Origin of the sequence: Sphingomonas sp. KR3-1, assembly GCF_040049295.1 — a bacterium.
Taxonomy (GTDB): domain Bacteria; phylum Pseudomonadota; class Alphaproteobacteria; order Sphingomonadales; family Sphingomonadaceae; genus Sphingomonas.
In genome coordinates, this window is record NZ_JBDZDQ010000003.1 from 74,322 (window position 1) to 94,196 (window position 19,875).

General features: G+C 67.1%; 19 protein-coding genes. 6 read left to right on the forward strand and 13 right to left on the reverse strand.

Annotation, left to right across the window (positions count from 1 at the left end; genetic code table 11):
• The first annotated feature begins 38 nt into the window (after positions 1 to 38).
• A complete protein-coding gene (locus tag ABLE38_RS16270; protein WP_348975293.1) occupies positions 39 to 1,505 on the forward strand; it encodes an NAD(P)/FAD-dependent oxidoreductase in 1,467 nt (488 codons plus the stop codon).
• 135 nt (positions 1,506 to 1,640) lie between these two features.
• On the opposite strand, the gene ABLE38_RS16275 is transcribed toward ABLE38_RS16270, so the two are convergent.
• From ABLE38_RS16275 to ABLE38_RS16295, 5 genes are all read right to left on the reverse strand, one after another.
• Complete coding sequence (locus tag ABLE38_RS16275) at positions 1,641 to 2,855, reverse strand: NAD(P)/FAD-dependent oxidoreductase (protein WP_348975294.1); 1,215 nt, start codon at positions 2,853 to 2,855, stop codon at positions 1,641 to 1,643.
• Positions 2,852 to 3,307 carry a MaoC family dehydratase gene (locus ABLE38_RS16280; protein WP_348975295.1) on the reverse strand — a complete coding sequence of 152 codons (456 nt, stop codon included), beginning with the start codon at positions 3,305 to 3,307 and terminating at the stop codon, positions 2,852 to 2,854. Before ABLE38_RS16280 ends, ABLE38_RS16275 begins: the two co-directional genes overlap by 4 nt.
• 50 nt (positions 3,308 to 3,357) lie before the next feature.
• Positions 3,358 to 5,286 carry an acetyl/propionyl/methylcrotonyl-CoA carboxylase subunit alpha gene (locus ABLE38_RS16285; RefSeq protein WP_348975296.1) on the reverse strand — a complete coding sequence of 643 codons (1,929 nt, stop codon included), beginning with the start codon at positions 5,284 to 5,286 and terminating at the stop codon, positions 3,358 to 3,360.
• Positions 5,287 to 5,410: 124 nt separating this feature from the next.
• Positions 5,411 to 5,719 carry a DUF3088 family protein gene (locus ABLE38_RS16290; protein ID WP_348975297.1) on the reverse strand — a complete coding sequence of 103 codons (309 nt, stop codon included), beginning with the start codon at positions 5,717 to 5,719 and terminating at the stop codon, positions 5,411 to 5,413.
• Positions 5,716 to 6,228, reverse strand: coding sequence for a nuclear transport factor 2 family protein (locus ABLE38_RS16295; RefSeq protein WP_348975298.1), 513 nt, complete (start codon positions 6,226 to 6,228; stop codon positions 5,716 to 5,718). The genes ABLE38_RS16290 and ABLE38_RS16295 overlap by 4 nt, the downstream gene beginning before the upstream one ends.
• Before the next feature lie 76 nt (positions 6,229 to 6,304).
• Between ABLE38_RS16295 and ABLE38_RS16300 the strand changes: the two genes are divergently transcribed.
• Positions 6,305 to 6,736: an endonuclease domain-containing protein gene (locus ABLE38_RS16300; RefSeq protein WP_348975299.1), complete on the forward strand. Its 432-nt coding sequence runs from the start codon at positions 6,305 to 6,307 to the stop codon at positions 6,734 to 6,736.
• 23 nt (positions 6,737 to 6,759) lie between these two features.
• Here the strand turns inward: ABLE38_RS16300 and ABLE38_RS16305 are convergent, their stop codons facing one another.
• Complete coding sequence (locus ABLE38_RS16305; protein ID WP_348975300.1) at positions 6,760 to 8,361, reverse strand: carboxyl transferase domain-containing protein; 1,602 nt, start codon at positions 8,359 to 8,361, stop codon at positions 6,760 to 6,762.
• 127 nt (positions 8,362 to 8,488) lie between these two features.
• Here ABLE38_RS16305 and ABLE38_RS16310 point away from each other — a divergent pair, with 127 nt between their 5' ends.
• Both ABLE38_RS16310 and ABLE38_RS16315 read left to right on the forward strand, forming a co-directional pair.
• On the forward strand, positions 8,489 to 10,558 hold the full coding sequence (locus ABLE38_RS16310; RefSeq protein ID WP_348975301.1) for a M13 family metallopeptidase: 2,070 nt from the start codon (positions 8,489 to 8,491) through the stop codon (positions 10,556 to 10,558).
• 123 nt (positions 10,559 to 10,681) lie between these two features.
• Positions 10,682 to 11,860, forward strand: a complete 1,179-nt coding sequence (locus tag ABLE38_RS16315; protein WP_348975302.1) for an SGNH/GDSL hydrolase family protein — start codon at positions 10,682 to 10,684, stop codon at positions 11,858 to 11,860.
• A gap of 142 nt (positions 11,861 to 12,002) precedes the next feature.
• Here the strand turns inward: ABLE38_RS16315 and ABLE38_RS16320 are convergent, their stop codons facing one another.
• From ABLE38_RS16320 to hppD, 6 genes are all read right to left on the reverse strand, one after another.
• Entirely contained in the window at positions 12,003 to 12,800 is a 798-nt protein-coding gene (locus ABLE38_RS16320; protein ID WP_348975303.1) for a helix-turn-helix transcriptional regulator, read from the reverse strand.
• Between the two features lie 2 nt (positions 12,801 to 12,802).
• Positions 12,803 to 13,171 carry a hypothetical protein gene (locus tag ABLE38_RS16325; protein ID WP_348975304.1) on the reverse strand — a complete coding sequence of 123 codons (369 nt, stop codon included), beginning with the start codon at positions 13,169 to 13,171 and terminating at the stop codon, positions 12,803 to 12,805.
• Entirely contained in the window at positions 13,168 to 14,322 is a 1,155-nt protein-coding gene (locus ABLE38_RS16330; RefSeq protein WP_348975305.1) for an isovaleryl-CoA dehydrogenase, read from the reverse strand. Before ABLE38_RS16330 ends, ABLE38_RS16325 begins: the two co-directional genes overlap by 4 nt.
• Positions 14,323 to 14,402: 80 nt before the next feature.
• Entirely contained in the window at positions 14,403 to 14,756 is a 354-nt protein-coding gene (locus tag ABLE38_RS16335) for a Rieske (2Fe-2S) protein (RefSeq protein WP_348975306.1), read from the reverse strand.
• Between the two features lie 137 nt (positions 14,757 to 14,893).
• On the reverse strand, positions 14,894 to 16,171 hold the full coding sequence (gene hmgA, locus ABLE38_RS16340) for a homogentisate 1,2-dioxygenase (protein ID WP_348975307.1): 1,278 nt from the start codon (positions 16,169 to 16,171) through the stop codon (positions 14,894 to 14,896).
• A 238-nt stretch (positions 16,172 to 16,409) separates the two neighbouring features.
• Complete coding sequence (hppD, locus tag ABLE38_RS16345) at positions 16,410 to 17,447, reverse strand: 4-hydroxyphenylpyruvate dioxygenase (protein ID WP_348975308.1); 1,038 nt, start codon at positions 17,445 to 17,447, stop codon at positions 16,410 to 16,412.
• Between the two features lie 114 nt (positions 17,448 to 17,561).
• Here hppD and ABLE38_RS16350 point away from each other — a divergent pair, with 114 nt between their 5' ends.
• Together ABLE38_RS16350 and ABLE38_RS16355 are read left to right on the forward strand one after the other, a co-directional pair.
• Positions 17,562 to 18,059 carry a hypothetical protein gene (locus tag ABLE38_RS16350; protein WP_348975309.1) on the forward strand — a complete coding sequence of 166 codons (498 nt, stop codon included), beginning with the start codon at positions 17,562 to 17,564 and terminating at the stop codon, positions 18,057 to 18,059.
• A 95-nt stretch (positions 18,060 to 18,154) separates the two neighbouring features.
• The gene (locus ABLE38_RS16355) at positions 18,155 to 18,499 is read left to right on the forward strand and encodes a hypothetical protein (RefSeq protein WP_348975310.1); all 345 of its coding nucleotides are present in this window, start codon (positions 18,155 to 18,157) and stop codon (positions 18,497 to 18,499) included.
• Positions 18,500 to 18,524: 25 nt separating this feature from the next.
• Here ABLE38_RS16355 and ABLE38_RS16360 read toward each other — a convergent pair whose 3' ends face one another.
• The gene (locus ABLE38_RS16360) at positions 18,525 to 19,871 is read right to left on the reverse strand and encodes an FAD/NAD(P)-binding protein (protein WP_348975311.1); all 1,347 of its coding nucleotides are present in this window, start codon (positions 19,869 to 19,871) and stop codon (positions 18,525 to 18,527) included.
• Positions 19,872 to 19,875 lie beyond the last annotated feature (4 nt).

Below are 19,875 nucleotides of genomic sequence, written 5' to 3' on the forward strand. Positions count from 1 at the left end.
TGTTTACACTGGTGTAAACAGACCGCCAGGAGAGACGCGTGGCCGAGCATTTCGACGTGGTGATAGTGGGCGCCGGCATCTCAGGCGTCGGCGCGGCCTATCATCTCCAGGCGAACAGCCCGGACCGCAGCTTCGTGGTGCTGGAGGGGCGCGAGCGGCCCGGCGGCACCTGGGACCTGTTCCGCTATCCGGGCATCCGATCCGACTCGGACATGTACACGCTCGGCTTCTCCTTCCGGCCCTGGACCGAGGCCAAGGCGATCGCCGACGGCCCTTCGATCCTCAATTATCTCGACGAGACGATCGCGCATTACGGCATCGGCAAGCATATCCGCACCGCGACGCGCGTGACCGCGGCAAGCTGGTCGAGCGCGGAGGCGCTATGGACCGTCACCGCGGAGCGGGGCGGGGAGGTGCTGACCTTCACCTGCGCGTTCCTGTTCCTGTGCACCGGCTATTACAATTACGACCGCGGCCACACGCCTGACTTCGCCGGGATCGCGGATTTCCAGGGCCGGATCGCGCACCCGCAATTCTGGACGCCCGATATCGACTATCGCGGCAAGAACGTCGTGGTGATCGGCAGCGGCGCGACCGCGGTGACGTTGGTGCCCGAGCTCGCCAAGCAGGCGAAGCATGTGACGATGCTCCAGCGCTCGCCGACCTATATCGTCTCGCGCCCTTCCGAGGATGCCGTGGCGAACTGGCTGCGCAAGCGGCTGCCGGCGATGACGGCGTACGGCCTCACGCGCTGGAAGAACGTGCTGCTCCAGCAATTCTTCTTCCGGCTGGCCCGCAAGAACCCGGACAAGGCCAAGGAGCGCATCGTCGACATGGTCCGCCAGGAGCTGGGGCCGGACTATGATGTCGGCACGCATTTCACGCCCAGCTACAATCCCTGGGACCAGCGGCTGTGCCTGGTGCCCGATGCCGACCTGTTCGCCGCGCTGCGCGACGGCAAGGCCGAGGTGGTGACCGATAGGATCGACCATTTCACTCCCGCCGGCATCAAGCTGGGTTCCGGCAAGGAGCTTGCGGCCGACCTGGTCGTCACCGCGACGGGGCTGGAAGTGCAGCTGTTCAGCGGCATGCCGATCACGATCGACGGCAAGGCGTTCGAGCCCGCCAGGGCGATGACCTACAAGGGCATGATGTTTTCCGACGTGCCGAACCTGGCGATCTCGTTCGGCTACACCAATGCCAGCTGGACGCTGAAGAGCGACCTGACCGCCAACTACGTCACGCGGCTGCTCAATGCGATGAGGAAGCGCGGGATGCGCCAGGTGACCCCGCGCCTCGCCGCGCCGGTGGAGGAGGCGCCGTTCCTCGACTTCACCTCGGGCTATATCCAGCGCGTGGCGGACAAGCTGCCGCGGCAGGGCACGCGCAAGCCGTGGCGGCTCAACCAGAATTATGCACGCGACGTAATGGCGCTGAAGTTTGGCGGGATCGACCAGGAGATGGAATTCTCCAATCCGGTGCCGAAGATGGGGAAGGCGGCATGAAAGCCCTTTCCCTTTGGGAGAGGGTTGGGTGAGGGCGACCTCTCCGCAAGCGTTGTCATTCGAGGCGCGCCCACCCTCATCTTTCGCACCCGCTTTGCGGGCCGGCCCCTTCCTTCTCCCAAGGGGAGAAGGAGCTTAGCCGAGCAGCGCCTTCGCCGCTGCGACGCCGGTGTTGTACGCCCCGTGCGCCGTCGAGAATTCGCCGTCCGAGGTGGCTTCCCCAGCAAAGCGGATGCGCGGGTCGACGCCTTCGCGCAGAACCGCGCGCGCGCCGTGCTGGCCGGGGCGGGCCTGGCTGTAGCCGCCGAGCACATGCGTCTCGCGGCCCCAGGCCGATCCGGCGACGAAGCGCAGCCGCTTGCGCCACTCGCTGCCGAGCAGGCCGGTGAGCTCGCCGAGCGCGAATTCGGCGGCGCCGTTCAGCCCTTCCTTCTCCATCGCCCGTGCGCCCTCGCCGCCGAGCATGCACTCGACCACCGGGCGGCCGAAGGGCCTGAGCGTGTAGGTGCCGGTGATCGCGCTGCGCGGGTGGCCGAGGATATGGGCGTTGTCGGGAATGTCGCCTTGCGTTTCGAGCGTGAAGAACAGCTTGTCGGCCAGGCCCAGCGGGAGTTCTGCGGCGGCGTGGAGGATCGCGTCATGCCTTGGCAGGCGGATCGCACCGCTGGCGAGGACGTTGCTCGAGACCGTGACGATCGCGGCATCGGCAGTGATCGCGCCGCGCGGCGTCTCGATGCGGAGCTGCTTGGCCGAGGTGTCGATCGCCGAGACCGGGGTGGCGAGCGCCACCGGCACCCCGGTCGCATGCGAGGCGACCAGTGCGCCATAGCCGTCGCAGACCCGCCAGTTCACGTCCAGCGAGGCCTCTTCATAAGCCAGCCAGTCGGTCACCGACATCTCGCGCATCGGCGCGCCGTTGATGAAGCCGGAGAGCGCGTCGAGATAGGGCGCCCATTCGCTGTCCGCCGGGATCAGGTCGGTGGCGAGATCGCTCGGCGGGGGCGTGTGCATCGCCTGCATGAAGGCGCCGAACGCCGACCAGGCGGCCTGCTGCTCGGCCTTGGAGAAGCCGAGGTCGCGCCATTGCTCGCCCCAGCGCGCCGGGCTGCGATAGACGGCGAAGCCACGCGCCTCGGCGATCTCCACCCAGGGGTTCTTGGGCGCCGAATGGAGCCAGCCGGCACCCATGTCGATCGGCATGCCGGCAATGTGGACGGTATGGGCGCGGCCGCCGAGCCGGTCCTGCGCCTCGAGCAGCAGCACGCTCTTGCCGGCATCCGCCAGCGTGCGCGCGGCGCCAACCCCGGCCGCACCGCCGCCGATCACGACGATGTCGGCATGGTCCTTCATGCGGCGGTCCGGCTCTTGAGCAGGGCGGTGCGGGTGCACTCGCAGACGACTTCGCCCCGCTGGTTCAGCATGCGGTGCTTCCAGGTGACGATGCCCTGGCCGGGGCGCGACTTGGACGGGCGCAGCTCGGTCACTTCGCTTTCCGCGCGCAGCGTGTCGCCGATGAAGACCGGCTTGGGCATGCGCAGTTCGTCATAGCCGAGATTGGCGACGAGCGTGCCGGCGGTGGTGTCGCCCACGGTGATGCCAACCATAAGCGCGAAGGTGAAGGTGCCGTTGACGAGGATCTGGCCGAACTCGCTCGCGCGCGCAGCCTCGGCGTCGAGGTGGAGCGGCTGGGTGTTGTGCGTCATCGTCGAGAACAGGAGGTTGTCCGTCTCGGTTACCGTGCGGCGCAGCTCGTGGACGACCGTGTCGCCGACCTGCCATTCGTCGTAGAACCTGCCTGCCATTTTTCCTCCAGATCCCGCCGCACCTGTTCCCCAGCCTTCGCCGGGAACAGCTAGTCGCTCTTCTCGACCTTCACCAGCAGCGTGCCTTCGCTTACCTGGCTGCCGGCCGCAACGTTGAGTTCGGCGACGGTGCCGTCGAACGGCGCGGTGAGGCTGTGTTCCATCTTCATCGCCTCGAGCGTGACGAGGCGCTGGCCCTTGGTCACTGTCTCGCCTGATATGACCTCAACGGCAGTGACCCGGCCCGGCATCGGGGCGAGGATCGCGCCGTCGCCGGCAGCAGCGCCGGTGGAGCCGGAGGCGCGGGGCAGCGAGGCAAGGAAGGAAAGCCCGTCGTCGTTCACCGCCACGCCGTCGGATAACGGCTCGCCGACCACCGAAGCAGACTGCCAGTCGACGGGAAGCTCGGTAACATGGAGCTTGCCCTCGACATTCACTGCGACCTTGCGGTTTGCGGGAGCATTCAGGCGGAAGCCAAGCGCGCCGCGCCAGGGATTGGGTTGAGGGCTGGACAGCAGATCCTCGTCCCAGAAGGACAGCATCGTCGGCTCGCCATAATATTCCTGGACGAGGATCGCCGCAGCGGCTTGCCTGACCATGTCTTCGGTCGGCTCCGCAGGAGGAAGCAACGCCTCACCCCGGGCGGCAATGAAGCCGGTGTCGATCTGTCCGGCGCGGAAATCTGGATCGTCGAGCGCCCGCCACAGGAACGGCGCGTTGGTCTTGACCGGATAGATGTCGGTGGACGCACAGGCGCGGGCCAGCGCTTCGCACGCCTCGTCGCGGGTTTCCTCGTGCACGACGATCTTGGCGATCATCGGATCGTAGAAGGGGCTGATCTCGGCGCCTTCATAGACCCCGGTTTCGAGCCGGACATCGCTATGCGGACGGAATATCTCGAGCGTGCCAATGCTCGGCAGGAACCCCTTGGCCGGATCCTCGGCGTAGAGCCGCGCTTCCATCGCCCATCCGTCGATCGCGAGTTCGCCCTGCCGCTTCGGCAGCGGCTCGCCGCTCGCCACCCGCAGCTGCCATTCGACCAGGTCCTGGCCGGTGATCTCCTCGGTCACCGGATGCTCGACCTGGAGGCGGGTGTTCATCTCCATGAACCAGATGCGGTCAGCGCGCAGGCCTTCGCTGGCATCGGCGATGAACTCGATCGTGCCGGCGCCGACATAGTCGACTGCCCTGGCGGCGCGGACCGCAGCGGCGCAGATCGCCTCGCGGGTTTTGGCGTCCATGCCGGGGGCAGGGGCTTCCTCGATCACCTTCTGGTGGCGGCGCTGGAGCGAGCAGTCGCGCTCGAACAGGTGGACGACGTTGCCGTGGCTGTCGCCGAACACCTGCACCTCGATGTGGCGCGGCGAGAGGATGTACTTCTCGATGAGCACGCGGTCGTCGCCGAACGAGGACGCGGCCTCGCGCTTGCAGCTGGCAAGGGCATCGGCAAAGTCGTCCGCGGCATCGACGCGGCGCATGCCCTTGCCGCCGCCGCCGGCAACGGCCTTGATCAGCACGGGGTAGCCGATCTGATCGGCCTCGGCCTCGAGGTGGGCGGGATCCTGGTCCTCGCCAAGATAGCCGGGGGTGACGGGCACGCCGGCGGCGATCATCCGCTCCTTGGCGGCGTCCTTGAGGCCCATGGCGCGGATGCTGTCGGGCCTCGGGCCGACCCAGACCAACCCGGCGGCGATCACCGCCTCGGCGAAATCGGCATTCTCCGAGAGGAAGCCATAGCCGGGGTGGATCGCCTCGGCACCGGTCGCCTTGGCGGCGGCGATGATCTTCTCGCCGACGAGATAGCTCTCACGGGCGGGCGAGGGGCCGATATGCACCGCCTCGTCGGCCTGGCGGACATGGAGGGCCCGGGCGTCGGCATCGGAATAGACCGCGACGGTGCGGACGCCCATGGCGCGGGCAGTGCGGATGATGCGGCAGGCGATCTCGCCGCGATTGGCGATGAGGAGGGACTGGATCATCGAGATTCAACCGACTGGTTGCGCATTTCGTTGACTCCGTTGACGCGCGCTTCGTGTGGCTTCCTGACCCCGGCCATCGCCGCAATGTTCGACTCGAGCATGAAAAATCCTACATTTCCAGCGCTTAAGGGTGGCGTTCCGGAAAACCGTGACGCTCGGCCAATGCGGCGAGCAACGCCTCTATCTCATTGGCGAAACCACCGTCCCACACGAGCGCGGGCAGGTTCTGGTTCTCCTCGCCGAGCGCTTCGACCACCGCGGCGCGGGGACGAGGCCAGGCGACGCGGACGACGTCGATGTGCTTCGCGCGCTCGGGGAAGGTGGCGAGCAGGCCCTCCACGATCATCGAGTCCTTGCAGTAGAAATGCCGCTCGCCGCCCAGCGCCGGATCGGCCCAGTCGGTGTCGAGCAGGAAGAGCGTGTCGCGGTTCATTGGGCAGGGCAGCCGGTCTTGCGCTGCGTCCAGGTGACGCTCAGCACCTTCCAGGCGCCCTTTTCGCGGACCAGGTCGAAATGATCGACGCCGCAATGCTGCACCTTGCCGTCGATCAGGAAGACATAGGGCGACCAGACCATCGCGATGTCGCCGTCGACTTCGATCGCCGGCATGGTCAGGCGCTCTTCCATGCGCTCCGGGCCGGGCTTGATGCCGGCAGTGAACTCGTCCCAGCTGAGATGGCGGAGCGTGCGCGCGCCATCGGCCTGCTCGATCGCGACGGTGGCGCCGCCTTCGGGCCGCACCTGGGCGAGGATCGCGGCGCCGTCGCGCGCGGTGAGGCCGGCGAACATCGCGTTGATCGGCGCGAGCACGGCGGCGGCCTCGGCGTCCTCATAGGGAAGCGGGTTGGCCGGGGGGAGCTTGGGGGTGGGGGTGGTCGGACCCGATTGCGCGAGCGCGGGGAGGGGAGCGAGGAACAGCGCAGCGGCGACAACAAACTTCATAGCGGACCTTTCAATTCCTCCCCGAGCTAGTCTCGGGGAGGGGGACCATGCGAAGCATGGTGGAGGGGCGGGCGCGATGTTCAAGGATCATTCGCCGAAGGGAAGCAAACGGGCCGTGCAACGGGCGCGAGCGCGGCGGCGCGAGATGAGTTTGCCCGAGGGACCGCTGTGGCGGGAGCTTCGCAAACGGCCGGCTGGCCTCAAGTTTCGGCACGAGCATGCGACGGGCGAATTCAGCCTCGATTTCTATTGCAGCGATGCGCGGCTGGCGGTCGAGGTGGATGGCGAAGCGCACGATTTCGGGACGCGGCCCGCGCGGGATGCGCGGCGCGATGGGTGGCTGGCCGAATGCGGGATCGCGACGTTGCGCGTGCCTGCGGCTGAGGTGTTGCGCGATCTCGACGGGGTTTTGCGTGGGGTTGTGGCTGAAGCGCTGTCGCGCTTGCCCCTCCACCACCCGGCTGCGCCGGGCGGTCCCCCTCCCCGAGACAAGCTCGGGGAGGAATGAAGAAGGGGCAGTCTCGCCCTCCATCACATCCGGAACACGCCGAAGGCGGGGCGCTCGGGGATCGGGGCGTTGAGCGTTGCGGCGAGCGCCAGGCCGAGGACGTCGCGGGTCTGGGCCGGGTCGATGATGCCGTCGTCCCATAGCCGCGCGGTGGCGTGCCAGGGATTGCCTTCGTCCTCGTAGCGCTGGCGGATCGGGGCCTTGAAGGCTTCGGTTTCCTCCGCGCTCCACTTGTCGGCGTCGCGGTGGACCGTTGCCAGCACGCTCGCCGCCTGCTCGCCGCCCATCACGCTGATCCGGCTGTTGGGCCAGGTGAACAGGAAGCGGGGACTGTAGGCGCGACCGCACATGCCGTAATTGCCGGCGCCGAAGCTGCCGCCGATCAGCACGGTGAGCTTGGGCACGGTCGCGGTGGCGACGGCGGTGACCAGCTTTGCGCCATGTTTCGCAATGCCTTCCGCCTCATATTTGCCGCCGACCATGAAGCCGGAGATGTTCTGGAGGAAGAGCAAAGGCACGCGGCGCTGGCAGGCAAGCTCGATGAAATGCGCGCCCTTCTGCGCGCTCTCCGAGAACAGCACGCCGTTGTTGGCGATGATGCCGACCGGCATGCCCCAGATATGCGCGAAGCCGCAGACCAGGCTGGTGCCGTACAGCGCCTTGAACTCGTGGAACTCGCTGCCGTCGACGAGCCGCGCGATGACCTCGTGCACGTCATAGGGCGCGCGGACGTCCTCGGGGATGATGCCGTACAGCTCCTCGGCAGCATATTTGGGCGCGCGCGGATCGCGCAGCGTGAGGTCGGGCGTTCGATCGGCGGGAAGGTGGCTGACGATGTCGCGGACGATGGTCAGCGCATGCTCGTCATTCTCGGCGAGATGGTCGACCACGCCGGACTTGCGGGCATGGAGATCGCCGCCGCCGAGATCCTCGGCGGTGATGACTTCGCCGGTAGCGGCCTGCACCAGCGGCGGGCCGGCGAGGAAGATCGTGCCCTGCTCGCGGACGATCACTGTCTCGTCGCTCATCGCCGGGACGTAAGCGCCGCCGGCAGTGCAGCTGCCCATCACGCAGGCGATCTGCGGGATGCCCTTGGCGGACATGTTGGCCTGGTTGAAGAAGATCCGGCCGAAATGCATGGCGTCCGGGAAGACATCTGCCTGGTGGGGCAGGTTGGCGCCGCCGCTATCGACCAGGTAGATGCAGGGCAGGCGGTTCTGCTCGGCGATCTCCTGGGCGCGGAGATGCTTCTTCACCGTCATCGGATAATAGGTGCCGCCCTTCACCGTCGCGTCGTTGCAGACGATCATCACCATGCGGCCCGAGACGCGGCCGATGCCGGCGATCACGCCGGCGCCGGGCACTTCCCCTTCGTACATGTCACAGGCGGCGAGCTGGCCGATCTCGAGGAACGGTGCGCCGGGATCGAGCAACCGCTCGACGCGCTCGCGCGGGAGGAGCTTGCCGCGCGCGACATGGCGCTCGCGGGAAGCAGCGCTGCCGCCCAGTGCCGCCTCGGCGACATCGGCGCGGAGCTTCTCCGCCAGGGTGCGGTTATGTGCGGCGCGCGCGCGGAAATCCTCCGCGTCCGCCGCAACCCTCGAATCGAGCACCGGGGCGCTCATAGATAGGGCATCCTTCCTGTCCTAGTTTTCCTCTCCCTACACCGGCGAGACTGGCATGGGAAGGTGCTGGCGCAAAGGGATAAGCAGGAGTAGCACCCCAGCCATACAGTAATACAGGAGAGTCGCCTTGAAGACCCACGCACTCCTCGTCGCGGCATTGCTCGCGACCACCGCCTGCACGCCCTCGGGGCCCGGCACGGGCACCACCGCTTCGGCGGGCACCGGACTGGGCGTCGACATGGCCGGGCTCAACAAGCAGGTGAAGCCGGGCGACGATTTCGACGAATATGCCAATGGCGGCTGGCGTGCGAAGACCGAGATTCCGGCGGACCGCAGCTCGACCGGCATGTTCCTGACCGTGTTCAACAAGGCCGAGGCGAACAACAAGGCGATCATCGATGCCGCGCTGAAGGCCAATGCCGCGGTGGGCACCGACCAGCGGCGCATCGCCGACTGGTATAACGGCTTCACCGACACCGCGGGGATCGAGGCGCGCGGGCTGGCGCCGCTCAAGCCGCAGCTCGATGCGATCGCGGCGATCAAGGACGGCAAGGGCCTGTCGACGATGCTCGGCGGCAATGTCCGCGTCGATGTCGATCCGCTGAACGCGACCAATTTCCACACCGAGAACCTGTTCGGCCTGTGGGTGACGCAGGCGCTCGAGAAGCCCGACGTGACGGTGCCCTATGTGCTGCAGGGCGGTCTGGGCCTCGAGGACCGCGACTATTATCTGTCGCAGACCGACGCGATGAAGAAGGCGCGCGAGGGCTACAAGGCATATCTGCTCAAGATCTTCACGCTCGCCGGGATGAGCGATCCGGCGGCGCGCGCGGCGCGGGTGTTCGACCTCGAGACCAAGATCGCGACCGCGCATACCGATCTCGTCGCCAGCCAGGACCCCGCCAAGGCGAACAACTGGTGGAAGAAGGCGGACTTCGCGGCCAAGGCGCCGGGGATCGACTGGGACGCGTTCTGGAATGCCGCTGGCCTGGGCAGCCAGCAGGACTTCATCATCTGGCATCCCGAGACCACGGTGAAGCTCGCCAAACTGGTCGCCAGCGAGCCGATCGCAGCCTGGCAGGACTGGCTGGCCTTCCACCAGATCAACCAGGTGACCGCGGTGCTGCCGACGAAGTTCGACCAGGCGAGCTTCGACTTCTTCTCCAAGCAGCTGCGCGGCCAGCAGGTGATGCGCCCGCGCGACAAGCGCGCGATCGCCAGCGTGAACGGCAATCTGGGCGACGCGGTCGGCCAGCTCTACGTGAAGGACTATTTCCCGGCCTCGTCCAAGACCGACATCCAGAACATGGTGAGCAACATCAAGGCGGCGTTCGACAAGCGCGTTGCCGGGCTCAGCTGGATGGACGAGGCGACCAAGGCCGAGGCGCGCAAGAAGATCGAGACGATGCGCGTGGGCGTGGGCTATCCCGAGACCTGGCGCGACTATTCGGGCCTGGTGGTGAAGGCCGATGATCCGGTGGGCAATCTGCTGCGCGCCGACCTTGCCGAGACCCGGCACCAGCTCGCCAAGCTCGGCAAGGCGCCGGACAAGGGCGAATGGTGGATGACGCCGCAGACGGTGAACGCGGTCAATTTGCCGCTGCAGAACGCGCTCAACTTCCCGGCGGCGATCCTGCAGGCGCCCTTCTACGATCCGAAGTCCGATGCCGCGGCGAACTATGGCTCGATCGGCGCGACGATCGGCCATGAGATCAGCCACAGCTTCGACAATACCGGTTCGAGCTTCGACAGCGCCGGCAAGCTGCGCAACTGGTGGACGCCGGCCGACCTCAAGCACTTCCAGGAGGCGAGCGCGGCGCTGGCGGCGCAGTATAGCGCTTATGAGGTGCTGCCGGGGTTGAAGCTCAACGGCAGTCAGGTGCTGGCCGAGAACATCGCCGACGTCGCCGGTCTCACCGCCGCGTACGAGGCCTATCACGCGTCGCTCAACGGCAAGGAAGCGCCGGTGATCAACGGGCTGACCGGCGACCAGCGCTTCTTCCTCGCCTTTGCCCAGAGCTGGCGCGAGAAGCAGCGCGAGGAGGCCCTGCGTGCCGAAGTGGCGACCGACGGGCATGCGCCGGGCCGCTGGCGCGCTATGACGGTGCGCAACCTCGACGCCTGGTATCCGGCGTTCAACGTCCAGCCGGGCGAGAAGCTGTACCTGGCGCCCGACAAGCGCGTGAAGATCTGGTGAGATGTAATTCCTCTCCGAGTCGAGCTCGGGGAGGGATTTCCCAGCGTGCCCGCGCCATCACGGAGGCGCTGGTAAAGTAAGACTGATCTGATAATAGTGGCGGCAAACAGGCAGGAGAGAGCCATGCGCCGGAAGTTGCTGGGAGCGGTTTTCGTACCGCTGCTATTTGCCGCCACCATTGCCGAGGCCCGGCCAGGCCCCGACGGCTGGACCCCGGCCTGGACTGCGAGCATGTGGCAGGCGACCCAGCCTGCCCAGCGCGTCTCGGTGGAGAATGCGACGCTGCGGATGCAGGTGCGCGTGGGGGCCGCGGGCAGCAAGATCCGCATCCGGCTGGCGAACGACTATGGCCCGCTGATGAAGATCGGCGGCGCGACGGTGCGCCTGCCCGGCGGCAAGCCGGTGCGCGTGACGTTCGACGGGCAGGGCGCAACCAGGCTGCGCGCGCTGGCGCCGCTGGTGAGCGATCCCGTTGCACTGCCGGTCAAGGCGTTCGACCTGGTCGAAGTGTCGATCTACCTGCCCGAAAAGGTCGATATCGACACGGTGCACGGCGCGGGCGGCGCGAAGACGGCGATCTCGCCGGCAGGGGATTTCACCGACAGCGATTTCACGCCGGCCAGCCAGTCGAACCCGCGCCCGCTGCTCGCAGAAGTCGATGTGCTGGGCGCGAAGCAGCGGCCGGTGATCGTCGCCTATGGCGATTCGATCACCGACAATACCAACTGCGCGAACGACGCGGTGCCGGTGTGCCGCTGGGGCGACGTGCTCGGCCGGCGGATCGCGGCGGCGGGCATGCCGCACGTGGTGGTGACCCAGGCGATCTCGGGCAACCGCATGCTGCAGACCGGCGCCGGCCCGAGCGCGGTCGCCCGCTTCGACCGCGACGTGCTGGCGCTGCCGGGGGTGACGCATGTCGTGATCCTCGAGGGTGTCAACGACATCGGCAATTCGGGCAAGAAGGACAATCCGGTGGTGACCGCGGACGAGATGAAGGCGGCCTATCGCCAGCTCGTCCAGCGCGCGCACAGCCGCGGGATCAAGATAATCGCGGCGACGATCCTGCCCTATCAGGGCGCCGGCTATCACACCCCGGACGGCGAGGCGCTGCGCGTCGAGATCAACGGCTGGATGCGCACCTCGGGCACGTTCGACGGGTTCGTCGACATGGAGAAAGCCGTGGCCGATCCCGCCAACCCCAAGGCGCTGACGACGGCGCTGCAGGGCGGCGACCATCTTCACCCGAACGGCGCCGGCGAGACCAGGATGGGCGAGTCGATCCCGCTTTCTCTTTTCAAGTGAACTGAAATTCCCGCTCGCCTTGTGGGAGGAAGCGCAAGGCGCGGACGGGTTAGGGGGAGTGAGACTCACGTCCCCCTCATCCTTCTCGGCTTCGCCTCGCGGGCCCCTTCCTTTTCCCACAAGGGGAGAAGGAGCTTGGGAATTAGCTCGCCAACCGCCTGCACACTTCGGCGGTGTGCGCGTCGGCGGGGAAGGCGCAGTCGATGCGGAGCTCGTCGAGCGTGACGTCGCGCGGGGCGGCGAAGGTGGTGATCGTCTCGAAGAAGCGCAGCGGCCCCAGCGGGCTTGCAAAGGCGAGCGTGACGATCGGGGAGGGCGTCGCGGCGATGTCGCGGGTGCGCCAGCCCTGTGGCACTTCCGGATAGGCGAGCACGTCGTCGAGCAGCGCGCGGGCGCGGGCGTCGAACGGGGTGGCGAGCAGCTCCTCGTGGAGCTGGCGGATGAAACGCGCGGCAACCTCGGGCCAGTTGAGGATCACGCGGCGAAAGTCGGCGGGATCGAAGATCTGGTGGAGCAGGTTCGCATGGACGCTGGGCCTGTCGCCCATGACCAGCGCGTTGACCCGCATCGCGGCCTGGTTCGCGCCGAGCACGTCGAAATGGCGATTGAGCACGAAGGCGGGATAGGGCTCCTGATGCGCCAGGATCAGGTCGATCGCCTGGCGCATATGCTCGAGCGCCGGGGTGGCAAGCGGACTCTCCGGATGGTGCGGGGCATAGCCGGCGGCGAGGAGCAGCGCGTTGCGCTCGCGCAGGGGTACGCGCAGCGCATCGGCGAGGCGCGCGACCGTCTCGCGGCTGGGCTGGGCCTTCCCCGTCTCGATGAAGCCGAGATGCCGCGCGGAGAGATCGGCCTCCAGCGCGAGGTCGAGCTGGCTCATCCGCCGCGCCCCGCGCCATTCGCAAAGCAGCATGCCGAGCGGAGGGCGGTTCGCGTCCATTGCTAGTGGCGTGGGCCCGGCAGCAGGATGCTGGCGATCAGTCCGCCGATCGCGAGGACGAAGGCGATGCCGATCAGCCAGGTGAGCAGGCCAATCGAGAAATTGCCGGGGCTGCTGGTCGCGGGATAATAGAGCTTCCCGAAGAAGCTGCCATAAAGCATGCCGACCGCGACGCCCCAGCTTGCCGAGAAGAAGCTGCGCGTCGCGAAGCTCTGGCGGCGGACCAGGATCGCGGCGGCGATCATCATCGCACCCGCCAGCATGTCGTCCATCCAGAACGCCGCCGGGCGGCCGGCACCCCAGGAGCGATAGCCTTCGCCTGCCATCAGCAGGATCGCGCCGATCACGCCCAGGATGCGGAGCGCCTTCATGCCGCGCCGATCAGCTCGCGCCCGATCAGCATGCGGCGGATCTCGTTGGTGCCGGCGCCGATGTCGAGCAGCTTGGCGTCGCGGGCGAAGCGCTCGACCGGCCAGTCCTTGGTATAGCCGGCGCCGCCCAGCGCCTGGATCGCCTCGAGCGATACCTTCACGGCGTTCTCGGAGGCGAGCAGGATCGCCCCGGCTGCGTCGAAGCGGGTGGTCTTGCCGGCGTCACAGCTTTTCGCGACGGCATAGACATAGGCGCGGGCGCTGTTGAGCGCGACGTACATGTCCGCCACCTTGGCCTGAATCAGCTGGAAATGGCCGATCGGCTGGCCGAATTGCTTGCGCTCGCGGATGTACGGCAGGACGACGTCGAGACAGGCCTGCATGATGCCGAGCTGGATGCCCGAGAGCACGGTGCGCTCATAGTCGAGGCCCGACATCAGCACGCCGACGCCGCCGTTGAGCGGGCCCATCACCTGCTCCTCGGGCACTTCGCAATCGTTGAACACCAGCTCGGCGGTGGGCGAGCCGCGCATGCCCATCTTGTCGATCTTCTGGCCGATCGAGAAGCCGGGCATGTCCTTCTCGATCAGGAAGGTGGTGATGCCGCGCGAGCCGTCGCCGGTCTTGGCGTAGACGACGAGCGTGTCGGCATAGGCCGCGTTGGTGATCCAGAATTTGGTGCCGTTGAGGACATAGCCGCGGTCGGTCTTCTCGGCGCGCAGCTTCATCGAGACGACGTCCGAGCCGGCGCCGGCTTCGGACATGGCGAGCGACCCGACATGCTCGCCCGAGATCAGCTTGGGGAGGTACTTGGCCTTCTGCTCGGGGTTCGCCCAGCGGCGGATCTGGTTGACGCAGAGGTTGGAATGGGCGCCGTAGCTGAGGCCGATCGAGGCCGAGGCGCGGGCAACTTCCTCCTGCGCGATGACATGCTCGAGATAGCCGAGACCGAGGCCGCCATATTCCTCTTCGACAGTAATGCCGTGCAGGCCGAGCTCGCCCATCGCCGGCCACAGCTCCTCACGCGGGAACCAGTCGTCCGCATCGATCTTCGCAGCGAGCGGCTCGATCCGCTCCCTGGCGAAGCGCTGCGTCGTCTCGCGGATCATGTCGGCGGTTTCGCCAAGGCCGAAATCGAAATCGGGAGTCATGGCCTCTCTCCAAAGATGGTCAGTAGTGCTGACTTATTATCGCTTCTAATCCCGCATTTCACCGGCGGGTGCAAGCGCGATCAGGCAGTGACGATCTTGCCGTCGACCAGCGCCACCGGCCAGGTGCGCAGCCGCGCGCCGGTGCACGGGCCGCCGACGCAGACGCCGTCCTCGATCCGGTAGAGCGCGCCGTGCCAGCTGCACTGGATGTGGCTGCCATCGGGGGTGAGATAATCGTCGAGCTTGTTCGAGAGCGGCAGTGCCATGTGCGCGCAGAGATCGAGATAGCCGTGCACCTGTTCGCCCTGGCGGACGACGAAGCCGTGGAAGCGGCCTGCGCGCATCTCGAGGACGAAGTTGCGCGCCTTGCCGTCGGGGATGAGCTCGAGCGGGCCGAGGGTGACGTTGGCTGGGGTTTCGGTGAGGCGTTCCATCTAACTCCTCCCCGGAACGGGGAGGGGGACCGCGACGCGAAGCGGCGTGGGGGAGAGGGTGTGCCTGTTGGGGAATCGCTCGCGGAGAGCCCCCTCCACCATGCGGCGCATGGTCCCCCTCCCCGTGCCGGGGAGGATCAAGGAAGCTGCGCCTTCGGAAACCCTGCCCACGCAGCGTCGTAATCGGGCTGGGCGCGGTCGAGCGCGTACTGCGTCGGCTTGTAGGGCCAGCAGGTCTCGACCATGAACGCCATCGTGCCCGCGATCTTGTGCGGCTTGAGTTCGGCGTTGCTCGCGCCCTGCCAGCTGGTCACGTCGGGGCCATGGCCGGCCATGAGGTTGTGCAGCGACAGGCCGCCGGGGGCGAAGCCTTCGGCCTTGGCGTCATAGGCGCCGGTGATCAGGCCCATCGCCTCGGACATGATGTTGCGGTGGAACCAGGGCGGGCGGAACGTGTCTTCGGCGACCATCCAGCGCGGCGGGAAGATCACGAAGTCCGCATTGGCGCGGCCGGGCACGTCGCTCGGCGAGGTCAGCACGGTGAAGATCGAGGGGTCGGGATGGTCGAAGCTGACCGTGTTCATCGTGTTGAACCGGGCGAGATCGTAGCGCCAGGGGGCGAGATTGCCGTGCCAAGCGACGACGTCGAGTGGGCTGTGATCGAGCGTCGTGGTCCACAGGCTGCCCAGATGCTTCTGGATGACCTCGAAGGACACGTCGCGATCCTCGTACCACGCCACCGGCGTCTCGAAGTCGCGCGGGTTGGCAAGGCCGTTGGCGCCGATCGGGCCGAGATCGGGCAGGCGGAACAGCGCGCCGTGGTTCTCGGCGACATAGCCGCGTGCCTCGCCATCGGGCAGCAGCGCGCGGAAGCGGACGCCGCGGGGCACGAGCGCGACCTCGCCGGGCTCGATGTCGATCCTGCCCAGCTCGGTGAGCAGCGTCAGCCGGCCGGCCTGCGGGACGAACAGCAGCTCGCCGTCCGCGTCGAAGAAGACCCGCGTCTCCATGTCCTGGTTGGCGGCATAGACATGCACTGCGACGCCCTCCAGGTCCGCGGGATCGCGGTTGGCGAGCATGGTGGTCATGCCGTCGATCAGGTCGGTGCCGGGGGCGGCGGCCTCCACGGGATTCCAGCGCAGGCGATTGGGGGGGAGGGGACCGTCGACCGTGCCCGGGGCGAAGTTCTGCGCGCCCTGGTAGCGGGTGAAGGGCGGATGCTCGGCACTCGGGCGCAGGCGATAGAGCCAGGAACGGCGGTTCTCATGGCGCGGCGCAGTGAAGGCGGTGCCGGAAAGCTGCTCGGCATAGAGTCCGAAGGCGGGCTTCTGGGGCGAGTTGCGCCCGACCGGTAGCGTGCCGGCCACCGCTTCGGTCGACACATGGTTGCCGAAACCGGGGAAATAGTCGGTCATCGGCCTCTCCTAATCCATCCGACCGTGCGGGGGAACGGATGAGGGGGCGTCACGCGAGCCCCCTCATCCTCCTGCGGTGTGTGGGCCAGGTTGGTCCCGGCTCCCCTCTCCAAACTCTACAACTCGCGAGCCCGTCGGTCCCGGCAAAGCCGGGCCCTCTGGGCCCGCTTGCCGTGCCGTCCGGTCGACGGCGGCGCCTTCGCGCCGCATCGCGGATCAAGCACGGCTTGATCCTTGATCAGGCGTCGACCTTGATCACGCCGCGGCGGATCTGGTCGAGCTCGATGCTCTCGAACAGCGCCTGGAAATTGCCGTTGCCGAAGCCTTCATTGCCCTTGCGCTGGATGATCTCGAAGAAGATCGGGCCGAACATGTTCTCGGTGAAGATCTGCAGCAGGATGCCCTCGTCGCCGACATTGCCGTCGATCAGGATGCGGTTCTTGCGCAGGCGCTCCAGGTCCTCGCCGTGGCCGGGGACGCGCTTGTCGACCAGCTCGTAATAGGTCTCGATCGTGTCCTGCAGCTTCACGCCCCTCGCACGGAGCCGCTCGACCGTGTCGAAGATGTCCGGGGTGGTCAGTGCGAGGTGCTGGATGCCTTCGCCCTTATACTCGCGGATGAATTCCTCGATCTGGCTCTTGTCGTCCTGGCTCTCGTTCAAGGGGATGCGGATCGCCTTGTCGGGCGCGATCATCGCCTGGCTGAACAGGCCGGTCGCCTGGCCCTTGATGTCGAAATACTTCTGCTCCTCGAAGCCGAAGAGCGTCTTGTAGAACTCCGACCATACCCGCATCTGGCCGCGGCGGACATTGTGGGTGAGGTGGTCGAGCAGGTCGAGGCCGACATGGTTCTTCGCTTCGGCTTCCTGCCAGCCCGGGAACTCGGCCCAGCTTTCGTACAGGTCGATCTCGTCCTGAATGAAATAGAGGTAGGAGCCGCCGATGCCGAGGATGACGGTGTCGTCCTCGTCGGTGCGCTTGGCGCCGTGCTCCAGCGCCCATTCCATCGCCTTGGCCGGATCGGCGACGCGGAAGGCCATTGCGCTGGCCGAGGGGCCGTGCTCGCCGCGGAAGGCGGCCACGCGGCCGGCCTCGTCGCGGTTGAGCATCAGGTTGATGCGGCCCTGCTTGTAGCGGGTGACGTTCTTGGTCGGGTGCCGGTGCGTCGGCACGAAGCCGAGCATCTCGAACTGCTTCCCCATCGCCTCGGGATCGGGCGAGGTGAATTCGACGAACTCGAAGCCGTTGAGGCCGAGCGGGTTTGCAGGATCGGTCATGGGTGCACGCTCCAAGGATGTAACGCGCGGGCTAGTCCCAAGTGCAGTTAGTGTCAATTGATACTAGTTGCCCGGATGCTTGCAGGCGATCCGACGAGCGGGCAGGGCGCGTGCATGCAAGCGAAGCGATATCGCCCGATTCCGGGCACCATCGGTCTGTTTTTCGGCGGCGTCTGGGGCGTGTTCGGCGCGCAGGCGCTGTCGCAGGACTGGCGATCGGCGGGGATTGCCGGCGCGGTGCTGGTGACCGCTGTCCTGATCGCGCTGCTCTGGCGGAGCGGCGGTGGCACAGGAGGTGGGCTGTTCCGGAAACGGACCTATTATCTCGCCGTCGCGCTCGAGGTCGCGGCGATAGCCGCTGCCAACCTGCTGATGCCGCGCCTTGGTCTGACGGGGTACGCGCTCCAGATACTCGGCCTGATCATCGGGCTGCATTTCATCGGGCTGTGGAAGGCGAGCGACATGGCGCGCTTCCTCGGCATCGCGGCGGGGATGACGGTCCTCTCGCTCGCCGCCTGCGCGTTGCCGGCACCGCTGCGCGACATGGTGACCGGCTTCGGAAACGCGCTGGTGCTGTGGATCGGCGCGGCACGGGTGCGGCCCGAGCGCTAGGGTCCGTACTCGAGGCCTGCCCGCAAGGCCGTCCGGAGCCGTTACCTCCGATTGCGATCAGATTCCCGCCGGAGTTACCGTCAAGTCTGCTAAAGATGAGCGGCGCGATGCCGCGCGTCGAGGAGCGGGAGGTTGCAATGGTTGCAGATACTGCCGAAGCCGGTTTTCAAGTCGTCGAGAATACTCTTGACTGGCAGTTCCAGATCGGGCCGACGATCAACGGTAACCTGGATGGCGTAATTAATTCGACCCGGGGCTATTTCTACGTTTCGGCGCCCGGACCGAACATCACCTACGTCAAGCTCTCGCTCGATAATGGCGGCAGCTGGTATTCGATGCCCAATAACGTAAACGTCAGCGCTTCGGGCAATGCCGACATCATCTACACCGTGCAGGTGCCGGCCGGCGAGACGATCAAGTTCCTGATCGCGCTGAATTAGCGGAGGCGGGGCTGTATCCGCGCGGCTACAGCCCTTCGCCGCCGACCCAGTGCGCGTTGGAGAGGCGCCGGGCGACGCTCCAGGTCTGGGTGCGGATGTCGGGCACCGCGACGATCTCCCAGAAGGCGCCGCGAGTCATCGGGCCTAGCGCGTAGAGATTGCCGTTGGGCTTGCCGCTCGCGTTGATCGTCTGGCCCTGGTTGTCGACATCGATGCCGAGATGCGCCGCGTCGGGGCGGATCACGCCGCGTGCGGCTAGCTTCTGGAGCAGCGGCTCGTCGGTGCGGTTGAGGTCGCCCAGCGGGCCGGTGCAGTTGACGATGCGCTGGACGCACAGCGTCTCGGTCGCGTCGGCGCCGCGGCGGCGGAGCTGGACTGCGATGCCTTCCGCCGTCTCTTCGAAGCCGAGCGTCTTGCCGGCGATGACTTCGAGCTGACCGCGCTCGATCACCGCCATCAGGCGGGCATGGACTTCGGGAGCGAGGCGGTGACGATGGACGTCCCACCAGGGGCGGAGATGGCGCAGGAAGCGGCCGCGCTCGGCCTCGCTGGCATTGCCCCACATCGCCTGGGTGAAGGGGCGCAGCTCGTCTACGGCGTTGCGCCAGCCGATCGCTTCGCCGCGCGCGCGCAGGTCATGGACGAGCTGCGAGGCGACCGTGGCGGGGCGCTCGGCGATCTTCTTCCAGTCGCTGCCCGGCGCGTGGCTGCGCGGAAGCAGGCCGCGGCGGGAGAGGGCAATGATCTTGCCCTTGAAGCCGCGCGCATCGAGCAGCAGCACGACGTCGATCATCGTCAGCCCGGTGCCGATCACCAGCACGGTGTCGCTGTCGCCCAGACCCTCGGGCACGCTCGCGGCCCAGGGATCGCCCTTGTAGCGTTCCGCCGAGAGCCTTTCGGGGTCGAGGCCGGGCGGATCGTGCGGCGGCAAATTGCCGACGGCGAGCACTGCGGCGTCGGCGGCGATCGTACGGTTCTTGAGGCGCACCGTCACGCCGTCGGCGAATTCGAGATCCTCGACTTCGTCGCGCACCAGCTTGAGCCGGTCGGGATGCTCGAGCAGCGCGGCATCGAGCAGTTCGCGCAGATATTCGCCATAGGTGACGCGCGGAATGAAGGCACTGGGCGCGTTCTCGACGCCGCGGGCCTCGAGCCAGCGGACGAAATGTGCAGGATCGTCGGGAAAGGCGCTCATGTTGGCGGCACGGACGTTGAGCACATGGCTCGGATGCGCAGCGCCATAGGCGAGGCCGAGGCCGGCGACCGGCGCGCGCTCGATCAGCGTGGCGCGGGGGCCTTCGTGGCGGAGCAGGTTGATCGCCTGCAGCGTGCCCGAAAAGCCCGCGCCGATAATGGCGACGTGCTCGATCATTCGC

What these genes read in the sequence shown, in the direction of transcription:
- ABLE38_RS16275 (WP_348975294.1), bottom strand. Translation starts at nt 2,855, where the DNA reads ATGAAGGACCATGCCGACATCGTCGTGATCGGCGGCGGTGCGGCCGGG.
- ABLE38_RS16280 (WP_348975295.1), bottom strand. Translation starts at nt 3,307, where the DNA reads ATGGCAGGCAGGTTCTACGACGAATGGCAGGTCGGCGACACGGTCGTC.
- ABLE38_RS16285 (WP_348975296.1), bottom strand. Translation starts at nt 5,286, where the DNA reads ATGATCCAGTCCCTCCTCATCGCCAATCGCGGCGAGATCGCCTGCCGC.
- ABLE38_RS16290 (WP_348975297.1), bottom strand. Translation starts at nt 5,719, where the DNA reads ATGAACCGCGACACGCTCTTCCTGCTCGACACCGACTGGGCCGATCCG.
- ABLE38_RS16295 (WP_348975298.1), bottom strand. Translation starts at nt 6,228, where the DNA reads ATGAAGTTTGTTGTCGCCGCTGCGCTGTTCCTCGCTCCCCTCCCCGCG.
- ABLE38_RS16300 (WP_348975299.1), top strand. Translation starts at nt 6,305, where the DNA reads ATGTTCAAGGATCATTCGCCGAAGGGAAGCAAACGGGCCGTGCAACGG.
- ABLE38_RS16305 (WP_348975300.1), bottom strand. Translation starts at nt 8,361, where the DNA reads ATGAGCGCCCCGGTGCTCGATTCGAGGGTTGCGGCGGACGCGGAGGAT.
- ABLE38_RS16315 (WP_348975302.1), top strand. Translation starts at nt 10,682, where the DNA reads ATGCGCCGGAAGTTGCTGGGAGCGGTTTTCGTACCGCTGCTATTTGCC.
- ABLE38_RS16320 (WP_348975303.1), bottom strand. Translation starts at nt 12,800, where the DNA reads ATGGACGCGAACCGCCCTCCGCTCGGCATGCTGCTTTGCGAATGGCGC.
- ABLE38_RS16325 (WP_348975304.1), bottom strand. Translation starts at nt 13,171, where the DNA reads ATGAAGGCGCTCCGCATCCTGGGCGTGATCGGCGCGATCCTGCTGATG.
- ABLE38_RS16330 (WP_348975305.1), bottom strand. Translation starts at nt 14,322, where the DNA reads ATGACTCCCGATTTCGATTTCGGCCTTGGCGAAACCGCCGACATGATC.
- ABLE38_RS16335 (WP_348975306.1), bottom strand. Translation starts at nt 14,756, where the DNA reads ATGGAACGCCTCACCGAAACCCCAGCCAACGTCACCCTCGGCCCGCTC.
- hmgA (WP_348975307.1), bottom strand. Translation starts at nt 16,171, where the DNA reads ATGACCGACTATTTCCCCGGTTTCGGCAACCATGTGTCGACCGAAGCG.
- hppD (WP_348975308.1), bottom strand. Translation starts at nt 17,447, where the DNA reads ATGACCGATCCTGCAAACCCGCTCGGCCTCAACGGCTTCGAGTTCGTC.
- ABLE38_RS16350 (WP_348975309.1), top strand. Translation starts at nt 17,562, where the DNA reads ATGCAAGCGAAGCGATATCGCCCGATTCCGGGCACCATCGGTCTGTTT.
- ABLE38_RS16355 (WP_348975310.1), top strand. Translation starts at nt 18,155, where the DNA reads ATGAGCGGCGCGATGCCGCGCGTCGAGGAGCGGGAGGTTGCAATGGTT.
- ABLE38_RS16360 (WP_348975311.1), bottom strand. Translation starts at nt 19,871, where the DNA reads ATGATCGAGCACGTCGCCATTATCGGCGCGGGCTTTTCGGGCACGCTG.